We start from the raw sequence: 25292 nt of genomic DNA on the forward strand, positions 1-25292 counted from the left end.
CAGCGTCCTTCTAGCCGATCAGCGCTAAAGCGGCAAGTTTAGGTACAGGAACAACGGGCACCTGCTTGAGTTTTTCAAATTTTGATTTTAATTGCTGGCTGTTTTTATCGGGTAGCTGGCCTATTTGCTCGATGATGGTTTGGATAGTGGTTTGATACTCAGTGACCTGCCCCAAATTAAGTGCTTGTTTGGCTAAAATCAAACGCAACTGAACTTCTTTCAAAACTAATTGTCGATTCATAAGATTGGCTGAGGGCTGCTGAACCTTCTCAAACTGGAACCAGCCTTGCCAGAAATACGTCGTGTCACTACGATCAAGCTCCACACGCGACTGATGTCCAGCTTGTTGTAGCAGTTTGTCCATTTGCGAAATTAAGGCATTAAATTGTTCACGCTGTGCCGATTTAACATTCACCACCTGCTGAATGGTTTGTCGATCTTGAGCCAAAGCCACATGCAGACTGTCTTTGAGTGTAGGTGCCAGATTAAATAACCCTAAAGATTGATCCAATTCATTGAGCTTTTCAACTGCCAACGTATATTGTTGTTGTTGCAATGCAAATTCGACAAACTCCAACTGTTGCTTGATCAAAACAACCGGATTTGCTGTAAAAGCAGCATTTGTAACCGGTGCCGATGAAGGTGAATGCTGTTCAGGTGCTGTAACGATCTGGCGTTGTAAAGCCACCAGTTGATCGTTCAGCTTGGCATTATTTTGATCGAGTTTGAGTAAATTTTGTTGAAGCACCGGAAGCTGCTGAGAAATTTGAAACATGTCATAACTTAGCTTGGCCAACCAACCTAAAGCTAAAATCAAAATGACAGATAAAATTTTTCTCATAATGTTCCTGATTATGCCTGTAAGTGACGCAAAAGCGTTGCCGCCTTAAGATTCTCCACACGTATGATAGTAAAACTCTGTGAAGACTGGTTCTGATAGATCGTTAATATTTGTTCGAGTCGTTCGCCCAAGACCACGTAATCGCATAAATCAAAGAGTGGCGTATCATGTTGGGTCAGTGCCAGCCAGTTGAGCCAACTGGCTTCACTACTGATTAATACCCAAGCCCTTTGTTTTTGTTCTTTAATTTTGGCTGCAATATTGCCAATCTGCTGTTTACTAACCAGAGGACAGCGGCGATCATATAAAACAAAATTGAGAATTTGAATCCCTTGCTCGGCCAAGTGTTGCATCATAAATTGCCGACCGCCTTCACCACGCCAAAAGGCCACACGATGGAGCGCGCTCTGAGTTTCAAAAATAGGGAGATGCAGCATCCCCTCAGAACTTTCGATCGTCGGTACGTGCGCCTGAATACCATAATGCGACAATGCTTGTGCTGTTTGCTGCCCTACGGCAATCCAGTCAGCCTGTGCCACATCCTGCAAGGTGAGCCCTGCACGCTGCAAATAGCGCATTCCAATTTCAACCGCAGTCGGGCTTACCACCACGATCACTTGCGCATGCGTTAAGTCTTGATAAAGCGCGTTCAAATGCGCATCGAAGGGCTGCTCCACCAGTTCCAGTAATGGCAGGCACTCAACCCGAAAGCCTTGCGCAGCCAAGGCTTGTGTTAGCTCATCGGCTCGATCCAGAGGTCGCGTGTTGATAAAATACATATTTAGTCGCGGTATAACTCGCGCAGTAAATCGCCAGCGCCTTGCTCAAGTAATTGTTTTGCAAGTTGAATGCCAAGTGCTTCGGCCTGATCCGGATGCCCCTGAACAGTATCTTTCAACAGGACATCACCCTTTACACTGCCAACTCGTCCTTCCAACGTCAACAGGTCATGATCAAGAGTGGCATAACCTGCTATCGGTACCTGACAACCGCCTTCAAGATACGCATTAAAAGCCCGTTCGGCACGTACGCATGCACTGGTATGCTCATGCGCAAGTGGTGCGATCAGTTCCAGTAATGCATGATCATCTGAACGGCATTCCAGCCCTAATGCACCTTGCCCTACCGCAGGTAAACTCATCTGTGGCAGCAGCGTGTGACGAATACGCTCGTTCAGACCTAAACGCTTTAGGCCTGCACTGGCCAGAATAATCGCATCGTATTGACCCTGATCCAGCTTCGATAACCGCGTGCCTACATTGCCGCGTAAATCGATAATATTCAAATCTGGACGTTGCTTTAAAATCTGGCACTTACGGCGCAAACTCGATGTACCCACGCGTGCACCCTGTGGCAGTGCATCGAAATGGCTAATCTCATTCGATACAAAAGCATCAAGTGGATCTTCTCGCTCACAGATCACCGCGAGGCTTAATCCTTCAGGCAAATGCATCGGTACATCTTTCATGGAATGCACGGCCAGATCTGCCCGCCCATCCAGTAATGCCGCCTCAAGCTCTTTGACAAATAAGCCTTTACCCCCAATTTTGGCTAAGGGCGTATCTAGAATTTTGTCACCTTGAGTCACAAATTTGACCAGCTCAACCTGAAGTCCCGGATGAAGTGCCTGTAAACGATCACGAATGTGTTCTGCCTGCCAAAGTGCAAGCGGGCTTTGTCGTGTAGCAATCTTTAAGGTCTGCATAAGGGCTCAGATCGATAAAAAAACAGACTCTAAACTTAACTTGATTGATTAAAAATGCAAGTAAAATATCCCCGTAGCGCATCAAATCAGGATCAAGTTGGCTCAAATTTATAGTTTTTGCATGCGATCACGCAAATAGGGTAAATGACGCCGACTGACCGCAAGCCGTTCATCGACCTCTTTACAGCGTACCTGATATTGTCCTGAACTGATCAGCTCCAGACCGTCCAAATAATCCATCGAGACCAATGCATTGCGATGAATACGAATAAAACGATCTTGAAATTCATGCTCGAGATCTTTGAGTGTCTCGTCGATCAGCACACTGCCATGCTTATGACGTACGGTGACGTATTTCTGATCTGCCAGAAAATAATAAATATTTTCAACCGGAATCAGTTCAACACCACGATAAGTACGTGCCGTAATATGCTGGCGCTGATGAGGACGATCATGGGTATCTTGTTGTTTAATGTGCGTGATCTGGGCCTGATTTAAACGCGGCAACTGATGCAATACACGCGCCAGATCGTCTTGCGCAATCGGTTTGAGTAAATAACCTTGTGCTTTGGATTTAAACGCATCCAGTGCATGATCATCGTAGGCGGTGCAAAAAATAATCGCCGGCATTGGGTCGAATGTACCTAATTGTTCTGCACATAATAAGCCGTTCATTTCCGGCATCTGAATATCCAGCAGCACCACATCAGGCTGATGTTGATCCACCAGCTCAATCGCGTCACGACCATTACAGGCATGCGCAACCACTTCATGCCCCAATTGCACCACCAACCGTGACAAACGTTCAATCGCAAGAGGTTCATCGTCGCAAATCAGAATCCTCATTTTTCCTCCTTTGTCGTGGCCCCATGACATCCTGTTTTTAAGGGGTTTCAGACTTATTATTTTGATCGGTATTGATAACTTACCACTGTGGTATATAACTCACGTGCGCAATAATTTTGAAATTTTACTGTACGTCCATAGTACGCAATTAAACGCTGCTTCACATTTTCAACGGCAATACCGTGCCCATTTCTCGATTTTATTTTATCCAGACTGTACGGATTAGTAATGACTATACTGACCTCACTTTGCAATATTTCAACCAGTATTGTAATGGTACTGCGTGAACTCCTCGGTTCAACGCCATGAAAAATACAGTTTTCCAGCAAAGGTTGTAAAGTCAGGAGTGGAATCTGGACCTGTTGAAATTGGGGCTGATTCGGATCAAATTTCCATTCCACATGCAATCGGCTACCCAAACGCACACTTTCGATGGCCAAATAGCGTTGGCAAAGTTCGATTTCATCGGCCAAGCTGACCAGTTTTAGCTCTTGAAAACTGGCTCTAAACAAACGAGACAAATGGATCAGTAAGGTTTCGGCTTTTTCCGGATCGATACTGATCAAACTGACCACATTGTTGAGGCTGTTAAACAAAAAATGTGGATGAATACGCGCCTGCATGGCCTGAATTCTGGCATTTAATTCACTATATTGCTGCTTCAACCATTGATCCCGCATGTACATATAACGTAGGCAAAAACCACCCAATAACACTCCATAACTGAGATGCATGCTGGCGCCGCTAAACAACTGTGGCCATGTTAAGGTATGAAAGTGAAAGTGGCTCCCCCAGTGCAGCATAAGATTGGTTGCGATGGTGGTAAGTAGTACAATCATTTGTAACAGAACGAACGCCACCCCCAAGGCAGCAACCTGCGGTAAACGATGTAAATTACTTTGAAAGCGATCGATCAGTGCCGAAAAAGCAAAAACCACCCAATTAATGAATAAGATATATTGCAATAAGCGCAACCCATCGAAGGCTGCCCACGTCCCTGCTTCTGCCAGTGTAAGCACCAACGCCAGCACATTACTGGCCACAATCAGTTCTAATAAATGTTGCCAACGACCAATTTTGGTAAAAAAATAGGATTTCTGCATTGCTGTCTTGTGCCTGCGCTGTGTTTTCTTGTCATTTGATGCGTCGGCAAGTGCGGCAGAATTTGTTATACTCTTTTTTATTTTACCGAGCCGACATGACCACATCTTCTCAATCCGCTGAACAGCCAACCGCAAACCAAACGTCTGGTATGTGGGGTGGTCGTTTTACCGAAGCGACCGATGCCTTTGTTGCTGAATTTACCGCATCTGTGCAATTTGACCAACGTTTTTATAAACAGGATATCGCAGGCTCTATCGCGCATGCGACCATGCTTGCCAAAGTCGGTGTACTTACTGATGCAGAGCGTGACGATATTATTCAGGGCTTGAGTGAAATCAAAGCCGAAATCGAAGCTGGCCGCTTTGAATGGCGTATTGATTTAGAAGATGTGCACATGAATATTGAGTCACGTTTGACTCAGCGTATTGGGATTACGGGTAAAAAACTGCACACTGGCCGCAGCCGTAACGACCAAGTCGCCACTGACATTCGCTTGTACCTACGCGATGAAATTGACGATATTTTGTCGATTTTACAGCGCCTGCAAAAGGGCTTGTTAGGTTTGGCTGCCAGCCATACGCATACCATTATGCCAGGCTTTACCCACTTACAAACCGCTCAACCAGTAACCTTCGGACATCATCTGTTGGCTTGGTTTGAAATGTTTGTTCGTGACACCGAGCGTCTGCAAGACTGCCGCAAACGCGTGAACCGTATGCCATTGGGTTCTGCTGCTCTGGCAGGAACCACGTACCCGATTGATCGTGCCTATACGGCGCAGCTACTTGGTTTTGAAGCTGTTTCTGAAAATTCACTCGATGCAGTATCTGATCGTGATTTTGCGATTGAATTTAATGCCGCAGCCGCACTGATCATGATGCATTTGTCACGCATGTCTGAAGAGTTGATTCTATGGACTTCGGCGCAATTCAAATTTGTGAATATTCCAGATCGCTTTTGTACTGGCTCATCGATTATGCCGCAAAAGAAAAATCCAGACGTGCCTGAATTGATTCGTGGTAAATCAGGCCGTGTGTTTGGCGATTTGATTAGCTTGCTCACGCTTATGAAAGGTCAGCCACTAGCCTATAACAAAGACAACCAAGAAGACAAAGAACCGTTGTTTGATGCGATTGATACCGTACGCGGTTCATTAATGGCCTTTGCCGACATGGTACCGGCATTGGTTCCGAACATTGAGATTATGCGTGAAGCTGCACTTCGTGGATTCTCGACTGCAACCGACCTTGCCGACTACCTTGTGAAAAAAGGCGTGGCATTTCGCGATGCGCACGAGATTGTGGGTAAAGCAGTGGCGCTTGGCGTACAAGAAGATAAAGATCTGTCTGAACTTTCACTTGAGCAACTCCAACAGTTTTCCGATTTGATCGGCGCCGATGTATTTGACAAAGCCCTCACCCTTGAAGCCTCTGTCAATGCGCGTGACCATATTGGCGGAACATCACCAAAACAGGTTGAAGCTGCAATTGCGCGCGCTCATGACCGTCTTGCCCAACTTTATGCTTAAGGAAACGCCATGACTCGTCACGTATTTTGTCGTAAATATCAAAAAGAAATGGAAGGCCTCGATTTTGCACCATTTCCGGGAGCCAAAGGTCAGGAACTGTTTGAACATGTTTCTAAACAGGCATGGCAAGAATGGCTGAAGCATCAAACCACGCTCATTAATGAAAAGCGACTCAACGTTTTTGAACCTGAAGCGAAAAAGTTTCTGGAAGAACAGCGTGAAAAGTTCTTCAACAATGATGCCAGTGTTGAAACTGCCGAAGGCTGGAAACCCGAGCAAGACTAATCTCGCTTTTCTGGTTGACTCAGGCAGACCTTAGAACGGTCTGCCTGTTTTTTTATGTCTACGCCATAACTCATTGAGTCACGGATTCACTACGTTGTTTTTATAATCTTACAGATCATCATATAACATTACATAGCCTCACAAGACTACTCAAGACATCCACACCAATGTGATCTACTATAAACCTATAGCAAGATGTTACCCCGCATCTTAAATAAAAATGCAGCTTAACGATGTTTTCATCCCAGATTTTCCCCCAAAAAATCTGGGATTTTTTTATTTGAAATTGAGGCTAATCGGCGTCAGTTGTGAGGTTACGTGATTCGATTTTTACGTGCATATAAAAAACCTTAGCATATCGCTAAGGTGTTTTGTGGCTGACAACAATGTGCTTGATCACAATAGAGTTATTTACGCTGCACATGTTGTTCAATTTCTTCAATTTTGGTGTGTCGTACATCGAGGCCTTTGGCCATATAAATGACTTGCTCTGAAATATTACGCGCATGATCGCCAATACGTTCAAGTGAGCGCAATACCCACATCACATTGATCACTCGCGATATATGTCGTGGATCTTCAATCATATAAGTCATTAAGGTTCGTGTCGCAGACTGATATTCACGATCAATGTCGGCATCGGCCAGTAATACTCTTAAAGCTTGTTCTGCATCGAGTCGTGCAAAGGCATCCAAGGCATCATGAATCATGACACGTACCTGATTCCCAATATGGCGTGTTTCCATGTAGCCACGCGGAGAACCGCCTTCTTCACATAAATTTTGTGCAATACGGGCAATTTTTGCAGCTTCATCGCCAATACGTTCAAGGTCGGTATTGGCTTTACTCATGGCAATCACCATACGCAAGTCAATCGCAGCAGGATGACGGCGCGCCAAGATCAGGGTCAGTCCCTCATCGATTTCGCGTTCATACTGGTTCACCACGTTGTCTTGGTATTGTACATCGACCGCCATTTCGACGTCGGTATCCAGCAAGGCATGAATTGCATTGGCCACCTGCTGCTCGACCAGCCCGCCCATGGTCATGAATTTGGTATTCACCCCTTGCAGATCCTCGTTAAATTGAGAGGAAATATGATGGGTCAAGACAGGATTAGTTGGACTCAAGACAGCCTCCAAAACGGGCTAAATGCACGGTACAAAGTTGAGCAGAGATTAAAGCACATTCATTGTGAAACTTTAATGACAATGCCGCAATTTCATTCAAAATTTAATCGTTGCCGAGCCATGTATTCATCTGCACCAGATCTTCCTCACTGAGTTGTCCAACCGCAGCTTTGAGCTTGAGCACATTGATCAGATAATCATATTGGGCATTGACATACTCTTGCTTGGCCGAAAACGCATTGCGCTGCGCCAGCAAGACATCCACCATGGTTTTCAGGCCTTCGTTATAACTCGCCAAGGAAGCCTGCGATACCTGTTCGGCTGAACGCATGGCCGCTTGTCGCGCTTCGAGTTTGGATTGATCGGTTTGTAATTGTAAAAAGGCTTGCTTGACCTCAACGCTGGCACTGCGCTCTGCAGCATCGAGTTGGGCCTGTGCCTGATCAAGCTGGGCAACGGCTTTTTTAATTGAGGTCTGGGTCTGTCCGCCATTAAATAGATTCCAGCTTAGCTCCAGTCCAATCTGATCAAAGGCACCATTGGTGGAAATCAGTGTATCTGGACTTTGCTTGGTATAACCATAAGTGGCCAATGCATTTAACTGTGGATAAAGTGCTGCTTTTTCCACACGGCGGTTATCGTCTGCATATTGGCGCTGTAGACGAGCTTGCTGAATAGATAAATTGTGCGTCTGAGCCAGTTGCAACCAGTCGTCTAGGCGTGCAGGGACTGGTGGCTGATACACCACATCGGTGCGAAGCACAGCTAATCCCTGATCTGGGTTATGCCCAATAAACCGATTGAGTTGCTCTTGAGCCAGCATCTGCTGCACCTGACCTGAAATGCGGTTCGCCCGCGCATTTTGATACTGCGCATTGGCTTCACTAACATCGCTTCGCGCCAATAAACCCTGCTGTAATTTGGCATTCATCATCTTTAATTGTTCAGATAATGCCTGTTCTTCTTGTAAATAAGTACCATTGAGCGACTGCTGACGCAGTACATTAAAATATGCCTGTGCGACATCTAACAGATGTTGCTGTATCTGGATTTTCAGCGTGACTTCACTCAGCTGAACCGAGGTTTTTACTTGCTTATAGCCCTGCCATGCATCCATTCGAAATAGCGGTTGACGTGCGGTTAAAGAAACCTGTCTCTTGGTCGATGTGTTGCTAATCAAGCTGTTCGACACATCTGTGCCACCCGGAAAATCGAAAGACTGATCATTTTTAACGGATTGTCTGTCACGCGTCAGATTGCCCGCCAAGGTCACTGTAGGTAACAAGGCACCTTTGGCAATGCCCAAATTGAGTTGATCAGCCTGAAACTGATACAAATTGGCTTGCAAGGTTGGGTCATTTCTTTTTGCCAGATCGTAGGCACCCACCAGATCCAGTGCAAACAGCGACTGAACACCGCCCAACATCCCCATAACGACAATCAGTTTTTTTATAGACATCTAAGAATGATCAACCTTGAATAGTGCTGTTCTAGACTAAGAAAAATCAGGCAAAAATACAATTGATCCCGATCGGGATTTGTTCTTAAAAAGTGGCATATTTTGATCTTTAAATATCCGCAATCCATGCTAGTATGGGCGCATGCTTGACGGAGCGCGAGTAATAACTCGCTGAGATTGGGTAAATGATTGCCTTGCAATGATTTGATCCCGAGTACCGTTGAACCTGATCAGGTTAGAACCTGCGTAGGAATCAAGTTATCAAAATCTTAAGCCCTCTATTTGTGTTCTACAAATACACCCGCCATCGTTTTTGGTTGCTTGATTCGTTAGTGTTTTTCATAAGGATCATGCCATGAACCAATTAACGAATCTTTCTTCTGCTGATCTCTCAGCGCAACACGAACAAGATGCAAAAGACCTAACCCGTATTTTGCCTGCATCTCGCAAAGTGTACATCCAAGGCTCTCGCCCAGACATTCAGGTCCCTATGCGTCAGATTGAACTGACCGATACACCTACTGGTTTGGGCGGAGAACATAATCCACCCGTGATGGTCTATGACACATCGGGCGTGTATACCGATCCAAATGTACAGATTGACTTGAATAAAGGCTTGCCACACGTGCGCCAGCACTGGATTGAAGCGCGTCAAGATACCGAGCAACTGAGCACCCTCAGCTCAGCTTTTGGTCAGGAACGTTTAAAAGATATCCGTACAGCCGATATTCGATTTGCACACATTCAAAAACCTCGCCGTGCCAAAGCCGGACAGAATGTTACTCAAATGCACTATGCCAGAAAAGGCATTATCACACCGGAAATGGAATATATCGCCATCCGTGAAAACCAGCGCCAGCGCGACAATGTCGACATGCGCCAACACGCTGGACAGAATTTCGGTGCCAAAAACCTAACCGAAATTACCCCTGAGTTTGTGCGTCAGGAAGTGGCGGCTGGTCGGGCAATTATTCCGGCCAACATTAACCACCCTGAAATTGAACCGATGATCATCGGACGTAATTTTCTGGTCAAGATCAATGCCAATATCGGAAATTCGGCTTTAGGCTCGAGTATCGATGAAGAAGTTGCGAAAATGACTTGGGCCACACGCTGGGGCGCAGACACCATCATGGATTTGTCGACGGGTAAAAATATTCATGAAACCCGTGAATGGATCATCCGTAACTCCCCTGTGCCGATTGGAACCGTTCCGATTTATCAGGCGCTGGAAAAAGTAGACGGTGTGGCCGAAGATCTGACCTGGGAAATTTTTAAAGACACACTCATTGAACAGGCCGAACAGGGCGTCGATTACTTTACCATTCATGCCGGCGTGTTACTGCGCTATGTGCCTTTAACTGCCAATCGCCTGACGGGTATTGTATCGCGTGGTGGTTCAATTATGGCGCAGTGGTGTTTGGCGCATCATGAAGAAAACTTCTTGTACACGCACTTCGATGAAATTTGCGAAATCATGAAGGCTTACGATGTCTCGTTTAGCTTGGGTGATGGCTTGCGTCCAGGCTGTATCCAAGATGCCAACGATGCGGCACAGTTTGGTGAACTACGCACTTTGGGTGAACTGACTCAACGCGCTTGGGAACACGATGTGCAGGTCATGATTGAAGGACCGGGTCACGTACCGATGCACATGATTAAAGAAAATATGGATCTGCAACTTGAGGTTTGTAAAGAAGCACCTTTTTATACCTTAGGGCCACTCACCACCGATATCGCACCGGGTTATGACCACATTACCTCAGCTATTGGTGCTGCCATGATTGGCTGGTACGGTACGGCGATGCTGTGCTACGTCACACCCAAAGAGCATTTAGGTCTACCCAACAAAAAAGATGTTAAAGACGGGATTATCACCTATAAGATTGCAGCACATGCCGCCGACTTGGCCAAGGGTCATCCGGGTGCGCAAGTTCGTGACAATGCCTTGTCTAAAGCACGTTTTGAATTCCGTTGGGATGACCAGTTTAATCTGAGTCTAGATCCAGATACGGCGCGCAGCATGCACGACGAAACACTGCCCAAAGAGGCACATAAATCGGCACACTTTTGCTCGATGTGCGGTCCGAAATTCTGCTCGATGAAAATCACTCAAAACGTGCGGAATTATGCACAAAATCAGGAGAATAGCACTGCAATCGATGCTTCATCTGAAGACATTGAACAGGGTCTCAAGAGCATGAAAGCGGCCTATCACGCAAACGGTCAAAAACTGTATCAAAAGCTCTAAAAATACGAAAAAAGCATTTGTCTTTAAATTGAACTCAGTTAGGATGAAATACAGTCACGTATTTCATCCTTTTTAATAATGAGTATGACCATAATAGAACAAGCCAGTTATTCACATGATGATGTTGAAGTAGAAAACCGTGAATCGCTCTATCAGGGATTTACACAGCTTGAAAAAGTCACACTCAAGCATCGACTTTTTGGGCAATCGCATTATACCCAACCTTTCCAGCGCGAACTGATTCGAAGAAAACAGGCTGCTGGCGTGTTGCTTTACAACCACACCCAACAAAAATTTGCGCTTATTGAACAATTTCGGGTCGGTGCACTCGATGACACTCAATCGCCGTGGCAACTTGAAATTATTGCGGGTGTACTTGATGGCGATGAACCACCGGAAGAATGTGTTCGTCGTGAAAGTGTCGAAGAATCTGGGTGTCAAATCGATGAACTGACGCATTTATTCTCGTTCTATCCATCGGCAGGTGCCTGTTCGGAACTATTTCACCTCTATGCTGCACAAACCGATCTTCCAGAACATGGGGGTATCTTTGGTTTGCCAGAGGAAAACGAAAATATCCAGCTGCATATCTTGGATTATTCCCAAATCGAGATGCTGCTGATTTCTGGGCGTTTGCGTAATGCACCCGTCATTATGGCGTTACAGTGGCTCTGGCAACAGATTCAACTCTCCACCGACTTAAGAGATATATGACTATGTTTCAGGTAGCCCCTTTTTCAAGTCAGGCGCATGTGATTATTCAAATTACCGACACGCATCTGCTTGAAGACCCTCAGCATGAATTCGTGGGCATTAATCCTGAACAGAGTTTTCATCAGGTGATCGCACATATTCGGGCACATTATCCCAAGATCGATGCCATTATTCATACGGGTGATCTGGCACAGACCCCTACCGCAGTCACCTATGCACGTTATCTTGATTATATGCAAACCCTGGGCATTCCATTTTTTCATGTGCCAGGCAATCACGACGATCCTGCACATTTTCCCTTTCATGCATCGTCATCGCAAGATATCAGTATTGTGGCGATGGGCCAATGGCATCTGGTGCTCTTGAACAGTGCTGTAGTCGGGAAAGTCGATGGCTGGATCAGCGACCATCAGTTAATGCAACTGCGGCAACATCTTCAACAGCACCCGAATGTGTCCACGATTTTGGCGTGTCATCATCACCCATTTGAAATGCAGTCCAAATGGATTGACCAGCACAAACTAAAAAATACCGCCACATTACTGGATGTCATTCACGCTCATCCACAAGTGAAGGCAGTGCTGTGCGGCCATGTGCATCAAGAATCCTCACATCGCTGGGAACATGTCGAGTTTTTATCATCGCCCTCGACTTCGGTTCAATTCAAACCCAGAAGCGATGACTTTGCCTTTGATGCCTTGCCGTCTGGCTATCGCGTGCTGAAACTACAAGCAAATGGTAAGTTTGAAAGCCATATTCATCGTATCGAAAAAATGCTACAAAACATAAATACTGAAATTTCAGGCTATTAACTTTTCTTTTTTATTTTTTTGGCTTATTTTAAGGCTTGAGTCCGATAGATTCACATAAAATCCACATCGGCACGACTATCATCTTCGTGTAAAACTCTATATGATGACGTCCCCGAGGGAAAATCCGCCAACGGGATTGGATAAAAAACACTTGCATACCACCATATTTTTTGCGTATAGATAATACGTATATGATGAGGAATGCCCTTTATGGCGAATGACAACCAAAACCACGTCTTAGACGAAAATACCCAAGTTCTAGACGCCGAAAAGGCGGCTAAGCCTGCACGCAAAGCCAAGCCAAAGGCCTCTGAAGGGGGCACTACTGCCAGCTTATTTGGTATCGCGCCTTATCAGCCTAAGAAAAACGAAGAATACATGTCTGATGCTCAATTGGATCACTTTCGCCAAATCCTTGAGGCGTGGAAAAGTGAATTAATGAGCGAAGTGGATCGCACCCTAAACACCATGCAAGATGAATCATCAGCATTGCCTGATGTCAACGACCGCGCCACGCAGGAAGAAGAGTTTGCAATTGAGTTACGTACCCGCGACCGCGAACGTAAATTGATTCGTAAAATCGAGCAGTCGCTTGAAGAAATTAAAGCAGGTGATTACGGTTACTGCGAAACTTGCGGCATTGAAATTGGTCTGCGTCGTTTAGAAGCACGTCCAACAGCCACCCAATGTATCGACTGTAAGACGCTTGCAGAGATCAAAGAGAAGCAAAATAACGGTTAATACGATGCCTCATCGTGATACTGCTTATGTGGGTCGGTTTGCGCCATCGCCAACCGGCCCTTTGCATTTTGGATCGCTCATTACTGCCATTGCCAGCTATTGTGATGCCAAAGCGCATCAAGGCAAGTGGCTGGTTCGCATCGAAGATACCGATATTCCACGAATCTACCCGGGCAGTGAAGCACATATTTTAAAATGCATTGATGCCTTTGGTTTTGAGCCAGACGACGAAATCGTGTTTCAGCGCAATCGTTTGACGCTGTACGAACAGGTGCTCGACCAATTACATGCACAGGGGCAGATTTATGCTTGTCAATGCACCCGTAAACTCCTCGGCTCCAATGCCATTTATCCTGGCACCTGTCAAACACTGAATTTAGCCTTTGATCATCAGGCCATTCGGGTCAAAGTCAGCGCAGCGCCCATTTGTTTTGAAGATCGTTTGCAGGGCAGACAATGCAGCAATCTGGCCGATGAACTCGGTGATTTTGTATTAAAGCGCCGTGACGGCATTTTAAACTATCAACTGGCGGTGGTGGTCGATGATTACCTACAAGGTGTCACGGATGTGGTGCGTGGTGCAGATTTACTCGACAACACCCAACGGCAAATTTGGCTTCAGCAGCTTCTGGGCTACCCTACACCGCGCTATATGCATTTACCACTGGCGATGAACGAGCACGGACAAAAGCTTTCTAAGCAAAATCTGGCGGCTGCACTCGATCCGGCACACGCAGCTGATTATATTCAACAGGCACTTAACGCCTTGCAGCAACCTAATGTAGAACGTGATACACCTCGGCAGATGCTTGCGCAGGCCGTGGCTCAGTGGGATGTAGAGCAGATTCCCAAACACACCATGCTCGAAGGGATTTATCTCTAATCCAATAATAAAAAAACCGTCAAATGACGGTTTTTTTATTGAAGCAAATCGATTAGAAATTCGATTCTTCACGATCTGGATTGAGCTCTTGCGTGGAAGCATCGACACGCAAAATCAGACTAATCATCGCAGCACACATCATTAATGATGTTCCACCATAACTAATAAACGGCAAGGTAAGCCCTTTGGTTGGCATCAAGCCCATATTCATTCCTGCATTTACAATGATCTGTAGCAGAAAAATAATACTGATCCCGTACGCCAGATAACCTGCGCGCAAGAAGTTGTGCTTCAGTGCACGATGACCAATTTTGATACAACACGCCAGCATAGTAAACGACAAGCCGATGACAATCGAAATACCGACAAAACCAAACTCTTCACCCAATACCGCCAGCATAAAGTCGGTATGTGCCTCAGGCAGATAAGAGAGCTTTTGTACACTGTGCCCGAGCCCTGTACCGAACCACTCCCCGCGACCAAAGGCCATTAATGCATTTGAAAGCTGATAGCCTGTTCCGAGTGGATCTGCCCACGGATTGGTAAATGATAAGGCACGTGCCAGACGATAAGGTTCAAACAAAATTAAAAAGCCGATGCCCATCACGACCGCGCCCAGCATAATCGCAAACTGAGTGGGCGGTGCGCCAGCCAAGAAGAAAATACCGACCATCATCAGGACAATCACCACGGTGGCGCCCAAATCCGGCTCGGCAATAATCAGCCCGACCGTAATAGCCATAACACCACTTAAGCGAACCAGTCCTTTCCAATGGGTACGCACCTCTTTGGCACGTCGTACCACATAATCGGCGGTAAAAATGGCCATCATCACTTTGGCAACTTCGGTCGGCTGTAGGGTAAAACCTGCCAGTCGAATCCAGCGGCGCGAACCGTTCACTTCTGTTCCAATCACCAAAACGGCAAGCAACAGTAAAATCGTGATCAGCCATAATGAAAAGGTATTTTTAAACCAGACATTCAGCGGTACTTTATAAACGAAATAGGCCACGATTGCGGCGGTTGCAATTGAAATCGCATGACGAACCACATAGTGAAATGGATTCTCATGCATATATTCGGCATACGGCATCGAAGCGGATGCCACCATCACCGAACCAATACAAAGCAAGCACACCACACAGAAAATCAGCACGTTACGCGCCGTCATTTCGGTCGGTACACGCGGCATCCAGCGATCGTACCATTGATTAATTTTGGTTATGGTTGTCTGAGCAAAGCCAGCCATCACATTATCCTTCTGATTTTTGTTATTTAAACAAGGGCATTTACACAAGCAACAAATTGATGCCCGCGATCTGGATAGCCTTTAAACATATCAAAGCTTGCACAGGCAGGAGACAGCAATACGACGTCGTTTTCTTGGGCATGCTGTTGCGCCTGAGTCACGGCGTCTTGCAAAGTTGAAACATGCACCATTGACGCTGTTCCCTGTAATGCCTGTTCAATTTGTTGGGCATCTTCACCCATCAGAATTGCCGTTTTGACATATTTTTCAACCGATGGGCGCAGCAAGCTGAAATCTTGCCCCTTACCCTGTCCCCCTAAAATCACCACCACTTGACCATGTTGGGGTTGAATGGCGGCACCGAGGCCATCAATGGCTGCCAATGTAGCGCCGACATTGGTGCCTTTTGAGTCATTATAGTAACGTACATCATGAACAGTTTTAACGTATTCACAGCGGTGCTCTAGGCCCTTAAACTGTTTGAGTGTCTCGAGCATGGAGTCAAGCGGTAGTCCAATTGCTTCGCCAAGTGCTAAGCAGGCCAGCGCATTGGCAATATTGTGCGTGCCTTGAATGTACAGCTCGGTGCTTTTGATGAGGCGGTTACGACCACGTGCAAGCCACATCGTCCCGTCATCTTCGCGCAACACACCGTATTGATTGATGTCTGGTGCATTCAGTCCAAAGCTTTGCATCGGGGTGTTGTCTGGCACAAGTGGACGGGTTAAGCCGTCATCACGGTTGTACACCACCTTTTTTACGCCCTGAAAAATTCGGTGCTTGGCCTGATGGTAGCCTAGCATATCCCCATGACGATCCAGATGATCTTCACTCATGTTTAATACAACAGCCACTTCAGCATTCAGATGCGAGGTGGTTTCGAGCTGAAAACTTGACAGCTCAAGCACCAACAATTCAGGCTCGTCTTTTAGTAAATCGAGCCCTGGACGACCTAAGTTACCCCCTACTGCTACGCGTTTGCCTGCATCTTTGGCCATCTGACCAAACAAGGTGGTGACCGTACTTTTGGCATTTGAACCAGTAATCGCCACAATGGGAACAGTAGTGGCACGGCGTAATACCTGAATATCGCCAATCACGGGTATACCGTGCGCAATCGCTTGCTGAATTTCAGGCAACTGTGGCGCTAATCCAGGGCTTAAAATAATTTCTTCTGCTTGTAAGAGCAACTCCAGATCCAGCGCACCAAAATGAGTTTGCACCTCTGCCGGAATCTGATCATGCCCCGGGGGGACTGCACGAGAATCTGTGACAGCAACGCGGTAGCCTTGTTCATGTAAAAAATTAACGGCGGAAACCCCTGAGATTCCTAGACCCGCAACGACTTTTAGTCCACCCCGTTGTATAAGCATGCATGCCCCGCATTGTGACAAAAATTGATTGCCAAAATGGTAGCACTTTGGGGTTTTGAATGCTTTTTCAGTTTTGGTTTTATTCGACGTTTTTTGTGTCAGCGCGTAAAAAAAGCCATCGATTTGATGGCTTTTTAATCAGTTGATCTGCGGTATTATTGCAACCATTTTACCGGCTTGATCTCTTGCACTGGCGATGTCGGCTTATCGTCAGTCGAACATCCGCAGCTACCGCCACATCCGGCCACCATTTTGGGTTTTAAGCGTGTTGCCAGTGCGTGCCAGCCACGTTGTTGGCACTGATCTGAAAGTGACATAAATAGCGCAGTCGAAGTTTTCGGAAAGACTTTCCTGAACACTACCCATGCACTCCAGATGACCAATACTGCAATAATCAGATACTCAATCATGCTCCACCTCAACCACTCAAGAGAAAAAACGTGATGCCAATTGATACGTCAAAAATGACATCAAATACGCCAGACCGAACAAATATCCAGTCATCACAGCCACATTTTTCCACGATCCCGTTTCACGACGAACCGTCGCCAATGTAGCCAAGCAATGCGGCGCATAAACAAACCACACCAGCAAAGCAAGCCCGGTTGCAAGCGACCATCCTGAACCATCAGCACTGATCAGACTCGATAGCCCTTGCGTAACCGCATCTTCACTGGTAGCAGATAGTGCATACACTGTGCCGAGTGCGGCCACAACCACTTCACGCGCTGCCATTGCTGGAATCAGTGCAATACAGATTTGCCAGTTAAAGCCAAGCGGCGCAAAAATAGGTTGAATCAAATGTCCCAGCATACCGGCAAAACTATAATCAATTGCCGGAAGCGTTGCGCCTTCTGGCGGCTGCGGAAAGGTACACAAAAACCAAAGCAAAATCGACAAGGCAAAGATAATTCCGCCCACACGCTTTAAGAAGATTTTGGCGCGATCCAGTAAACCAATTCCCACACTTTTTAAATCGGGTAAACGATAACTTGGCAGTTCCATCAATAAAGCATGTTGTGAATTATCTTTTTGGAAAAACTTCATCACAAACGATACGCATAGCGCACTCAAGATACCCGCCATATATAAGGCGAATAACACCAATCCTTGCAGGTTAAAAATTCCCCACACGGTTTGTGCGGGAATAAAAGCACCAATCAACAAGGCATACACCGGCAAACGCGCCGAACAGGTCATCAGAGGTGCCACCATAATGGTGGTGAAACGGTCGCGTGGATCGGTAATACTACGCGTGGCCATAATGCCCGGAATAGCACAGGCAAAACTTGAAAGGAGTGGAATAAATGCACGCCCACTTAAGCCGGCTTTAAACATGAGTTTATCGAGCAAAAAGGCAGCTCGTGGCAGATAGCCAGATTCTTCAAGCACCAAAATAAAAAAGAACAGAATCAAAATCTGCGGCAAAAACACCACCACGCCGCCGGCACCAGCAATAATGCCATCGACCACTAGACTATGCAGTAAAGGCTGGGAAATGTAGGCACCCACACTTTCCCCCAACCAGCCGAAAAAGCCTTCAATGCTGTCCATAAACGGCGCAGCCCAAGCAAACACGGCCTGAAACACCACAAACATCAGGAGTGCCAAACTGAGCAAACCAAGCACCGGGTGTAAAAAGATTTTATCTAAGAGATCGGAACGCGCATCAGCATCTTCTACAGACTGCACCACGTCATTTAAAATCATTTCGATTTTTTGATGGTGTGTGCCTTTCAGACCCGTCATTTCGGTTTGCGGCACCATAAACTTGTGCTGATCCAGCGCACTCATCAGATTTTGAATCCCTGAATTACGCACTGCAACCGTTTCAACGACAGGCACTCCCAAACGCTCCGAAAGCTTTTGTGAGTTCACCTGAATACCTCGGCGGCGTGCTTCATCCATCATATTCAGCACAACCAATACTGGTCTTTTGAGTTCAAGAATTTCCAGCACTAAACCTAAATGAAGTTTTAAGTTGGTGGCATCGACCACGCACAAAAATGCATCCTGATCGCGCTCTCCTTCAATTTTGCCTAAACACACATCGCGGGTAATGGCTTCATCTGGACTGGTCGCACTTAAGCTATAGGTCCCTGGTAAATCCAGCACGCGAACCGGTTTTTTTGAAGGCAGATCAAAGTGTCCGACTTTACGCTCTACTGTCACACCAGCATAGTTGGCAACCTTCTGGCGCGTACCGGTTAGGTGGTTAAATAAAGAGGTTTTACCGCAGTTAGGATTTCCAACAAGGGCGACACGAAGTGCTTCACTCATGTGCCTGCCCCTTCTTGACTGATTTGAACTCTTGCAGCTTCTTCTTTACGTAAAGCAAAACGGGTAAAACCCAGTTGCACCAGAATCGGATCGCCACCAAACACGCCTTTTGTCACGATCTGTACCTTTTCACCCGCAACAAATCCTAAGGTTTCAAGGCGGTTTGCGATTGGATCTTGTTGATCCGGACTGCCATCAAGGGTATGATCCACCGCTGTGATGATGGCAGTTTGCTTCACTCTAAGTTCTGATAAACGCACTGCAATTTGATCCTGAAAGCTTTTGCATAGTATACATCCAAATGAGAATAATTAACAAATAAGGAATCGTTACGATTCACATCTGTAAAATCTCATCGACAGCAAACGCTGTTTACACTAATGTATTGTTATCACAGAACATCTGTTGCTTGAATGATCAGTAAAAAGCCTCGCACGCCTGCGCCAATTACAATTCCAAAACCATTTAGTTTTTTGCATGGCTTTAGAGACTATCTGGTGGCACAAAGTGTCAGCCCGCATACCCGCAACGCATATTTAAGCGATTTGATCCAGTGTGCCCAATTGTCTCGCCACGCCCTGCCCGAATGGAGTGCCGATGACATCTCGGATGTTTTGATTGAACTCACTAAACTGGGGAAAAGCCCGCGCTCAATAGCACGCTGTCTCTCGGCACTGCGTCAGTTTTATAAGTTTTTACGTGAACAGAAAATTCGAACCGATAATCCTGTGGCGCTGCATAAAAGCCCGAAACTGGGTCGAAGTCTGCCACAAGATTTATCTGAGCAAGATGTCGATGCACTGATTCATGCACCAGATACCTCCACGGCGCTAGGGCTACGCGATCGTGCCATGCTTGAAGTTTTATATGCCTGCGGTTTACGGGTGTCTGAGCTGCTGAACCTAAAGCTGGAGCTGATTAATTTAAAGCAAGGCTATTTGCGTATTACCGGTAAAGGCAACAAAGAGCGTTTGGTGCCTCTGGGTCAGTTTGCGACTGAATGGGTCGAGCGCTACCTGCGCGAATCACGCCCTGCGCTATATAAAAGCGCGACCGATTATCTCTTTTTAACCCAGCATGGCGGCATTATGAGCCGACAAAATTTTTGGTACGCCATCAAGCGCTATGCATTGCAAGCCAATATTCAGATGGAGCTTTCTCCGCATACCTTGCGCCATGCCTTTGCAACACATCTACTCAATCATGGTGCCGACTTGCGTGTGGTGCAGTTACTCTTGGGGCATAGTGATTTATCGACCACACAGATTTATACCCATGTGGCTCAAATCCGTATGCAGCAATTGCATGAACAATACCATCCGCGCGCTTAATCTTGCCAACAGACCAGATACAAAGACGGATCAGTTACAGAGCGCATCGAATAATTACCATCAGTTGGATTTTTTTTTGATATTCTAAAAGCCTTTAAATAACAATTGAAATGAAAAGGGTTGTTTATGTCATTTACCCGTTCGCACCTTTTTATCGCCTGCGCTTTGGCTGGAAGTTTAGCTGTATCGGCATGTTCCAAACAGGATGATGCTGCCAAACAAGATACGTTGACTGCAAATACACCGGCAACGGGTGAGGCATCGACCTTAAGTGAACGCAATGCTCAACAACGTCTGATTTCGACTTTGCAGGATCACCTCAAAAGTGCCAACATCAATGCCAAAATTACTGGTGTTCAGTCGACCGAAGTACCCAACCTGTATTGGGTAAGCTTAGATGGCATGCCATCGGTTTATGCCACCAGCGATGGTAAATACATTATTCAAGGCGATGTGATCCGGTTGGGGAATAAGGAGTTGGTGAGTGTAGGTGAAGCCTTACAAGCCAAAGAAAACAAAAAATTATTTGCAACGCTCAAGACACAAGATCTGATTGTGTATCCAGCCAAAAATGGTAAAGCCAAGCATGTAGTTTACGTGTTTACCGATGCAAGCTGTCCGTATTGCCACAAATTGCACGAGCATCTTGATGAAATCAATGCCAAAGGCATAGAGGTCCGTTATATTGCTTGGCCGCGTGGCGACCAGTTTATGCCGACCATGGAAGCAATCTGGTGTAGTGCAGATCGTAAAGCAGCATTTGCGCAAGCCGTTCAGGGCCAACCGGTACAAGCAGCACAGTGCAAAAATCCTGTACGTGATCAGTACCAACTGGGTCAAAAAATTGGCGTGAACGGTACACCTGCTATTTATAGCGTCGAGGGTGAATACTTAGGCGGTTACTTGACTCCTGAGGAGCTTGATACACGTCTTAATAAGTAATCAAGCCTGCTTATATTTGCAGTGCTACATTGTTCAAACTTAAATCATCTTGACTAAAAAACAATAGCGTTGGCATTTCCTTATGGAAATGCCAACAAACCCTAGAGTCTGACGATTTTTTTAGCTATGATCTAGACCTATTGAATTTTTATGCATGTATGGAGTGTGACGTGAAACCAGTTCGTCTGGCAATACTCGGTCTCGGAACCGTTGGTGGTGGTGCCCTTAAACTATTACAAGAAAACGCTGCTGAAATTAAACGTCGCACCGGTCGTGAAATTCAAATTACCTACGTTGGCACTCGCCGTCCTCGCCCAGATCTTGACCTTAATGGTATTCAGCAAAGTGACGATTTAATGCACATTGTGCGCCAGCCCGATGTAGACGTCGTGGTTGAGGTAATGGGCGGTATCCATCCTGCTTACGAACTTATCATGGAAGCCATCAAGCATGGCAAACAAGTGGTCACAGCCAACAAAGCGCTTCTGGCCGAGCATGGTAACGAACTGTTTAAAGCTGCCGAAGACAATGCTGTTCAGATTGCATATGAAGCGGCAGTGGCTGGCGGCATTCCAATTATTAAAGTGATTCGTGAAGGTTTGGCCGCAAACCGTATTGACTGGTTGGCTGGAATCATTAATGGAACAGGCAACTTTATTTTGACTGAAATGCGCGACAAAGGTCGTGCTTTTGCAGATGTCTTAAAAGAAGCACAAGAACTCGGCTATGCCGAAGCTGATCCAACTTTTGATGTTGAAGGCATCGATGCGGCGCACAAACTGACCATTTTGGCCTCGTGTGCTTTTGGTATTCCGCTTCAATTTGACAAAGTGTACACCGAAGGGATCAGCAAGATTACCGCACAAGATGTCAAATATGCAGAAGAACTAGGTTTTCGAATTAAGCACTTGGGTATTGCCCGTCGTGCAGAACACGGTATTGAACTTCGCGTACACCCGACCCTAATTCCAGAAGAAGAACTGATTGCCAACGTCAATGGCGTTAAAAATGCTGTACTGGTACAGGCGCATGCGGTTGGCCCAACGTTGTACTACGGCGCAGGTGCAGGTGCAGGCCCTACAGCATCTGCTGTGGTTGCCGATATCGTCGATATTGTACGTGATATTTCTTATACTGAAGATGGTGCAGGCACCATTCCACAACTTGCTTTTGAAGCCTTGACCGACCTTCCAATCTTGAAGCGCGAAGAAATGACCACAGGTTATTACTTACGTGTCGATGCTGAAGACCAAACCGGCGTACTGGCAGACATTACCACGATTCTGAGCCGTGCAGGCATCAGTATCGATGCGATTATGCAGCAGTCGCGTTTAAAAGATCTTATCCCGATTGTGATTTTGACTGATCCAGTGGTCGAATCCAAAATGGATGACGCCATTGCAAAAATTCAGGCTTTACCTGCAATTCATGGCGAAATTGTGCGAATTCGTTTAGAATCGCTCGATAGTTAATCAGGTGGAGAGGGTTAACCCTCTCGCCAGCTCTACCTTACTCTTGGAACATAAATCATCATGTCTAATGCCAATCGTTATACCGGTCTCGTGGATCGTTATCGTGACCGTTTGCCAGTTTCTGCAACGACGCGTGCCATTTCTTTAGGTGAAGGAAATACTCCGCTGATTAAACTAGAGAATATTCCACGCATTATTGGCAAAGATGTCGAAATTTATGTGAAATATGAAGGGCTTAACCCAACTGGTTCATTTAAAGACCGCGGCATGACCATGGCAGTGACCAAAGCTGCTGAAGAAGGTTCAAAAGCCATTATCTGTGCATCAACAGGTAATACTTCGGCGGCAGCGGCGGCATATGCTGCACGTGCAGGCATGAAAGCATTTGTCTTGATTCCAGAAGGCAAAATTGCAATGGGCAAATTGGCTCAGGCCATGATGTACGGCGCAATCACCATGCAAATTCGTGGTAACTTTGACGACGGTATGCGTTTAGTGAAAGAAGTGGCCGACCAAGCACCGGTCACGATTGTAAACTCAATTAACCCGTACCGCTTACAAGGTCAAAAAACCATTGCCTATGAAATTGTTGAATCATTAGGTCGTGCGCCAGACTACCATTGCTTACCTGTTGGAAATGCAGGAAACATCACCGCACACTGGATGGGTTATACCGAAGCGGTTGCTAACCAGCCAGCTGAGCAGTTCGAGCAAGTGATTTACGATGCTGCAACCGACCAGTTTACGGGCCCTAAACCAGACGGTCTGCCAACGATGGTGGGTTATCAGGCAGCAGGTGCAGCACCATTTATGCGTGGCGCACCGATTGAGCAACCTGAAACGATTGCAACGGCTATTCGTATTGGTAATCCACAAAGCTGGAACCATGCCAAAGCAGCTGTTCGTGATTCAGAAGGTTGGTTCGATGAATTAACAGATGCTGAAATTCTAGAAGCACAACGTTTATTGTCGATGTACGAAGGCGTATTTGTTGAGCCTGCATCTGCTGCCTCAATTGGCGGTGCAATGCGCGACATCAAAGCGGGTAAAATTCCTGAAGGTTCTGTGATTGTCTGTACCGTTACAGGCAATGGCTTAAAAGATCCGGATACTGCAATCAAGCAATGTGCAGATGCCGTGATGCTGTCTATCGATGCCACCATGACACAAGTGAAAGACTCTATCTTGTCGAACATGTAAGTTATCAGGCAATAAAAAACCCGTTCTCTGAAACGGGTTTTTTATTGCACTTGTTTGTATATCGTTTTAAATGCGCTTTGGTTGTTGTGCCAGCCAGTTTAAGAGGTTGGTTGCATCGTTGTTACGCGATTGCGTTGAACCTGCACCGAGCAATACCACCACCGCAGGACGCGAGTTAACGGTTGCATGCATTACCACACAACGGCCCGCTTCATTGATATAGCCAGTCTTCGATAAATTAATATTCCAGCCACCATTTCGTACCAACGCGTTGGTATTGTTTGATTTCAATACGCGATAACCCAGATTGAAGTCATAGCTAGGTGTGGTCGAAAACTGACGGATCAAACCATATTGCGAAGCAGCACTGACTAAAATCCCCAAATCACGTGCTGACGAGATATTGTGCGGATCGAGTCCTGAAGATTCAACATAGTGTGTTGAGCTCATGCCCAATTGACGTGCCTTGGCATTCATGGCCGCCACAAATGCTGGACGTCCGCCCGGATAAGTACGTGCCAGTGCAGCAGCAGCAGGGTTTTCAGATTTCATTAAAGCAAATAGTAATACTTCGGCACGGTTCATCTTGTCGCCTACGCGCAAGGTTGAACTCGAATTTTTCCCACCTGCCCCGGCAAAATCAATCGATTCCAAGGTGATTTCTTGGGACATATCTAAGCGCGCATCTGCGGTCACCACAGCGGTCATCAGCTTGGTAATTGATGCAATCGGCATCGATGCATTGGTATTTTTACTAAACAAGACTTCGCCTGTTTGGGCATCCATCACCAAAGCCGCACGAGCGCTGACAGCAGGTTGCGCGCCATAACCACCAGTATCACGAATTGCCGATGGCGCAGCAGGTGCAGGCGTAAGCGTGGTGGTCGTGGTACTGCGTAATGTGGTTGTGACAGACGTCGACCCCTGAGGACTGGCAGCAGCCTCAAGCGAACGGTCTGAATTTAATAATTGATTTGCGTCATCCGATGACCAGCTTAAAGATGCAGCACCAGCAGCATTCCCCGGAGATGGATTCACAATGAGTTCTGCAAAGCTTGTTGAACTCAAAGCTAGCAAAATCGACATGCCCAAAGCATGTTTCAGAGTTTTTTTGGCATATTTCACGGTAAATTACTCAACTCAGGG

Annotated in this window: 24 protein-coding genes and 1 riboswitch; of the genes, 11 read left to right on the forward strand and 13 right to left on the reverse strand. The window is 46.3% G+C overall.

Annotated elements, in window-relative coordinates:
• Window positions 1–10 precede the first annotated feature (10 nt).
• The 5 genes from KCV09_RS10485 to KCV09_RS10505 form a co-directional block, all read right to left on the reverse strand.
• Complete coding sequence (locus KCV09_RS10485; protein ID WP_004932334.1) at window positions 11–841, reverse strand: hypothetical protein; 831 nt, start codon at window positions 839–841, stop codon at window positions 11–13.
• An 11-nt stretch (window positions 842–852) separates the two neighbouring features.
• Window positions 853–1620 carry a uroporphyrinogen-III synthase gene (locus tag KCV09_RS10490; RefSeq protein ID WP_151814941.1) on the reverse strand — a complete coding sequence of 256 codons (768 nt, stop codon included), beginning with the start codon at window positions 1618–1620 and terminating at the stop codon, window positions 853–855.
• A gap of 2 nt (window positions 1621–1622) precedes the next feature.
• Window positions 1623–2546, reverse strand: a complete 924-nt coding sequence (hemC, locus tag KCV09_RS10495) for a hydroxymethylbilane synthase (protein ID WP_104125256.1) — start codon at window positions 2544–2546, stop codon at window positions 1623–1625.
• 108 nt (window positions 2547–2654) lie between these two features.
• Entirely contained in the window at window positions 2655–3392 is a 738-nt protein-coding gene (locus KCV09_RS10500) for a LytR/AlgR family response regulator transcription factor (RefSeq protein ID WP_004932323.1), read from the reverse strand.
• Between the two features lie 56 nt (window positions 3393–3448).
• Window positions 3449–4600: a sensor histidine kinase gene (locus tag KCV09_RS10505; protein WP_151814943.1), complete on the reverse strand. Its 1152-nt coding sequence runs from the start codon at window positions 4598–4600 to the stop codon at window positions 3449–3451.
• Here KCV09_RS10505 and argH point away from each other — a divergent pair.
• Window positions 4591–6024, forward strand: a complete 1434-nt coding sequence (argH, locus tag KCV09_RS10510; RefSeq protein WP_004932317.1) for an argininosuccinate lyase — start codon at window positions 4591–4593, stop codon at window positions 6022–6024. The genes KCV09_RS10505 and argH overlap by 10 nt on opposite strands.
• Window positions 6025–6033: 9 nt before the next feature.
• Window positions 6034–6309, forward strand: coding sequence for an oxidative damage protection protein (locus tag KCV09_RS10515; RefSeq protein WP_025095813.1), 276 nt, complete (start codon window positions 6034–6036; stop codon window positions 6307–6309).
• 407 nt (window positions 6310–6716) lie between these two features.
• Here the strand turns inward: KCV09_RS10515 and phoU are convergent, their stop codons facing one another.
• Together phoU and abuO are read right to left on the reverse strand one after the other, a co-directional pair.
• Window positions 6717–7439, reverse strand: coding sequence for a phosphate signaling complex protein PhoU (gene phoU, locus KCV09_RS10520; protein ID WP_004932310.1), 723 nt, complete (start codon window positions 7437–7439; stop codon window positions 6717–6719).
• 103 nt (window positions 7440–7542) lie between these two features.
• Window positions 7543–8898, reverse strand: coding sequence for a multidrug efflux outer membrane protein AbuO (gene abuO / locus KCV09_RS10525; RefSeq protein WP_004944103.1), 1356 nt, complete (start codon window positions 8896–8898; stop codon window positions 7543–7545).
• 140 nt (window positions 8899–9038) lie between these two features.
• Window positions 9039–9168: riboswitch (TPP riboswitch) on the forward strand.
• A gap of 85 nt (window positions 9169–9253) precedes the next feature.
• On the opposite strand from abuO, the gene thiC reads away from it, so the two are divergent.
• From thiC to gluQRS, 5 genes are all read left to right on the forward strand, one after another.
• A complete protein-coding gene (gene thiC, locus KCV09_RS10530; protein ID WP_025095815.1) occupies window positions 9254–11149 on the forward strand; it encodes a phosphomethylpyrimidine synthase ThiC in 1896 nt (631 codons plus the stop codon).
• 84 nt (window positions 11150–11233) lie between these two features.
• Window positions 11234–11863: an NUDIX domain-containing protein gene (locus KCV09_RS10535; protein ID WP_212515111.1), complete on the forward strand. Its 630-nt coding sequence runs from the start codon at window positions 11234–11236 to the stop codon at window positions 11861–11863.
• 2 nt (window positions 11864–11865) lie between these two features.
• On the forward strand, window positions 11866–12675 hold the full coding sequence (gene cpdA, locus KCV09_RS10540) for a 3',5'-cyclic-AMP phosphodiesterase (protein WP_407651958.1): 810 nt from the start codon (window positions 11866–11868) through the stop codon (window positions 12673–12675).
• A 210-nt stretch (window positions 12676–12885) separates the two neighbouring features.
• The gene (dksA, locus tag KCV09_RS10545) at window positions 12886–13416 is read left to right on the forward strand and encodes an RNA polymerase-binding protein DksA (RefSeq protein WP_004932295.1); all 531 of its coding nucleotides are present in this window, start codon (window positions 12886–12888) and stop codon (window positions 13414–13416) included.
• 4 nt (window positions 13417–13420) lie between these two features.
• A complete protein-coding gene (gene gluQRS, locus KCV09_RS10550) occupies window positions 13421–14299 on the forward strand; it encodes a tRNA glutamyl-Q(34) synthetase GluQRS (RefSeq protein ID WP_212515113.1) in 879 nt (292 codons plus the stop codon).
• 52 nt (window positions 14300–14351) lie between these two features.
• On the opposite strand, the gene ftsW is transcribed toward gluQRS, so the two are convergent.
• From ftsW to KCV09_RS10575, 5 genes are all read right to left on the reverse strand, one after another.
• Window positions 14352–15548, reverse strand: a complete 1197-nt coding sequence (gene ftsW / locus KCV09_RS10555; protein WP_004932288.1) for a putative lipid II flippase FtsW — start codon at window positions 15546–15548, stop codon at window positions 14352–14354.
• 26 nt (window positions 15549–15574) lie between these two features.
• Window positions 15575–16921 carry a UDP-N-acetylmuramoyl-L-alanine--D-glutamate ligase gene (murD, locus tag KCV09_RS10560; RefSeq protein WP_048766012.1) on the reverse strand — a complete coding sequence of 449 codons (1347 nt, stop codon included), beginning with the start codon at window positions 16919–16921 and terminating at the stop codon, window positions 15575–15577.
• A gap of 155 nt (window positions 16922–17076) precedes the next feature.
• Window positions 17077–17331, reverse strand: a complete 255-nt coding sequence (locus tag KCV09_RS10565) for a DUF6587 family protein (RefSeq protein WP_004932283.1) — start codon at window positions 17329–17331, stop codon at window positions 17077–17079.
• Between the two features lie 16 nt (window positions 17332–17347).
• A complete protein-coding gene (gene feoB, locus KCV09_RS10570) occupies window positions 17348–19201 on the reverse strand; it encodes a ferrous iron transporter B (protein WP_025096182.1) in 1854 nt (617 codons plus the stop codon).
• Window positions 19198–19461, reverse strand: coding sequence for a FeoA family protein (locus tag KCV09_RS10575; protein ID WP_004932278.1), 264 nt, complete (start codon window positions 19459–19461; stop codon window positions 19198–19200). Before KCV09_RS10575 ends, feoB begins: the two co-directional genes overlap by 4 nt.
• A 153-nt stretch (window positions 19462–19614) precedes the next feature.
• Between KCV09_RS10575 and xerD the strand changes: the two genes are divergently transcribed.
• The 4 genes from xerD to thrC all read left to right on the forward strand — a co-directional run bounded on the left by xerD (window position 19615) and on the right by thrC (window position 24146).
• A complete protein-coding gene (xerD, locus tag KCV09_RS10580) occupies window positions 19615–20532 on the forward strand; it encodes a site-specific tyrosine recombinase XerD (protein WP_004932274.1) in 918 nt (305 codons plus the stop codon).
• A gap of 126 nt (window positions 20533–20658) precedes the next feature.
• On the forward strand, window positions 20659–21474 hold the full coding sequence (locus tag KCV09_RS10585) for a DsbC family protein (protein WP_004932272.1): 816 nt from the start codon (window positions 20659–20661) through the stop codon (window positions 21472–21474).
• Window positions 21475–21644: 170 nt separating this feature from the next.
• Window positions 21645–22946, forward strand: coding sequence for a homoserine dehydrogenase (locus tag KCV09_RS10590; RefSeq protein ID WP_004932270.1), 1302 nt, complete (start codon window positions 21645–21647; stop codon window positions 22944–22946).
• Window positions 22947–23006: 60 nt separating this feature from the next.
• On the forward strand, window positions 23007–24146 hold the full coding sequence (gene thrC, locus KCV09_RS10595; RefSeq protein ID WP_004944129.1) for a threonine synthase: 1140 nt from the start codon (window positions 23007–23009) through the stop codon (window positions 24144–24146).
• A 66-nt stretch (window positions 24147–24212) separates the two neighbouring features.
• Here thrC and pbpG read toward each other — a convergent pair whose 3' ends face one another.
• Window positions 24213–25271, reverse strand: coding sequence for a D-alanyl-D-alanine endopeptidase PBP7/8 (gene pbpG / locus KCV09_RS10600; protein ID WP_004932264.1), 1059 nt, complete (start codon window positions 25269–25271; stop codon window positions 24213–24215).
• Window positions 25272–25292: the final 21 nt, after the last annotated feature.

Origin of the sequence: Acinetobacter soli (assembly GCF_018139125.1) — a bacterium.
Classification (GTDB): Bacteria; Pseudomonadota; Gammaproteobacteria; order Pseudomonadales; family Moraxellaceae; genus Acinetobacter; species Acinetobacter soli.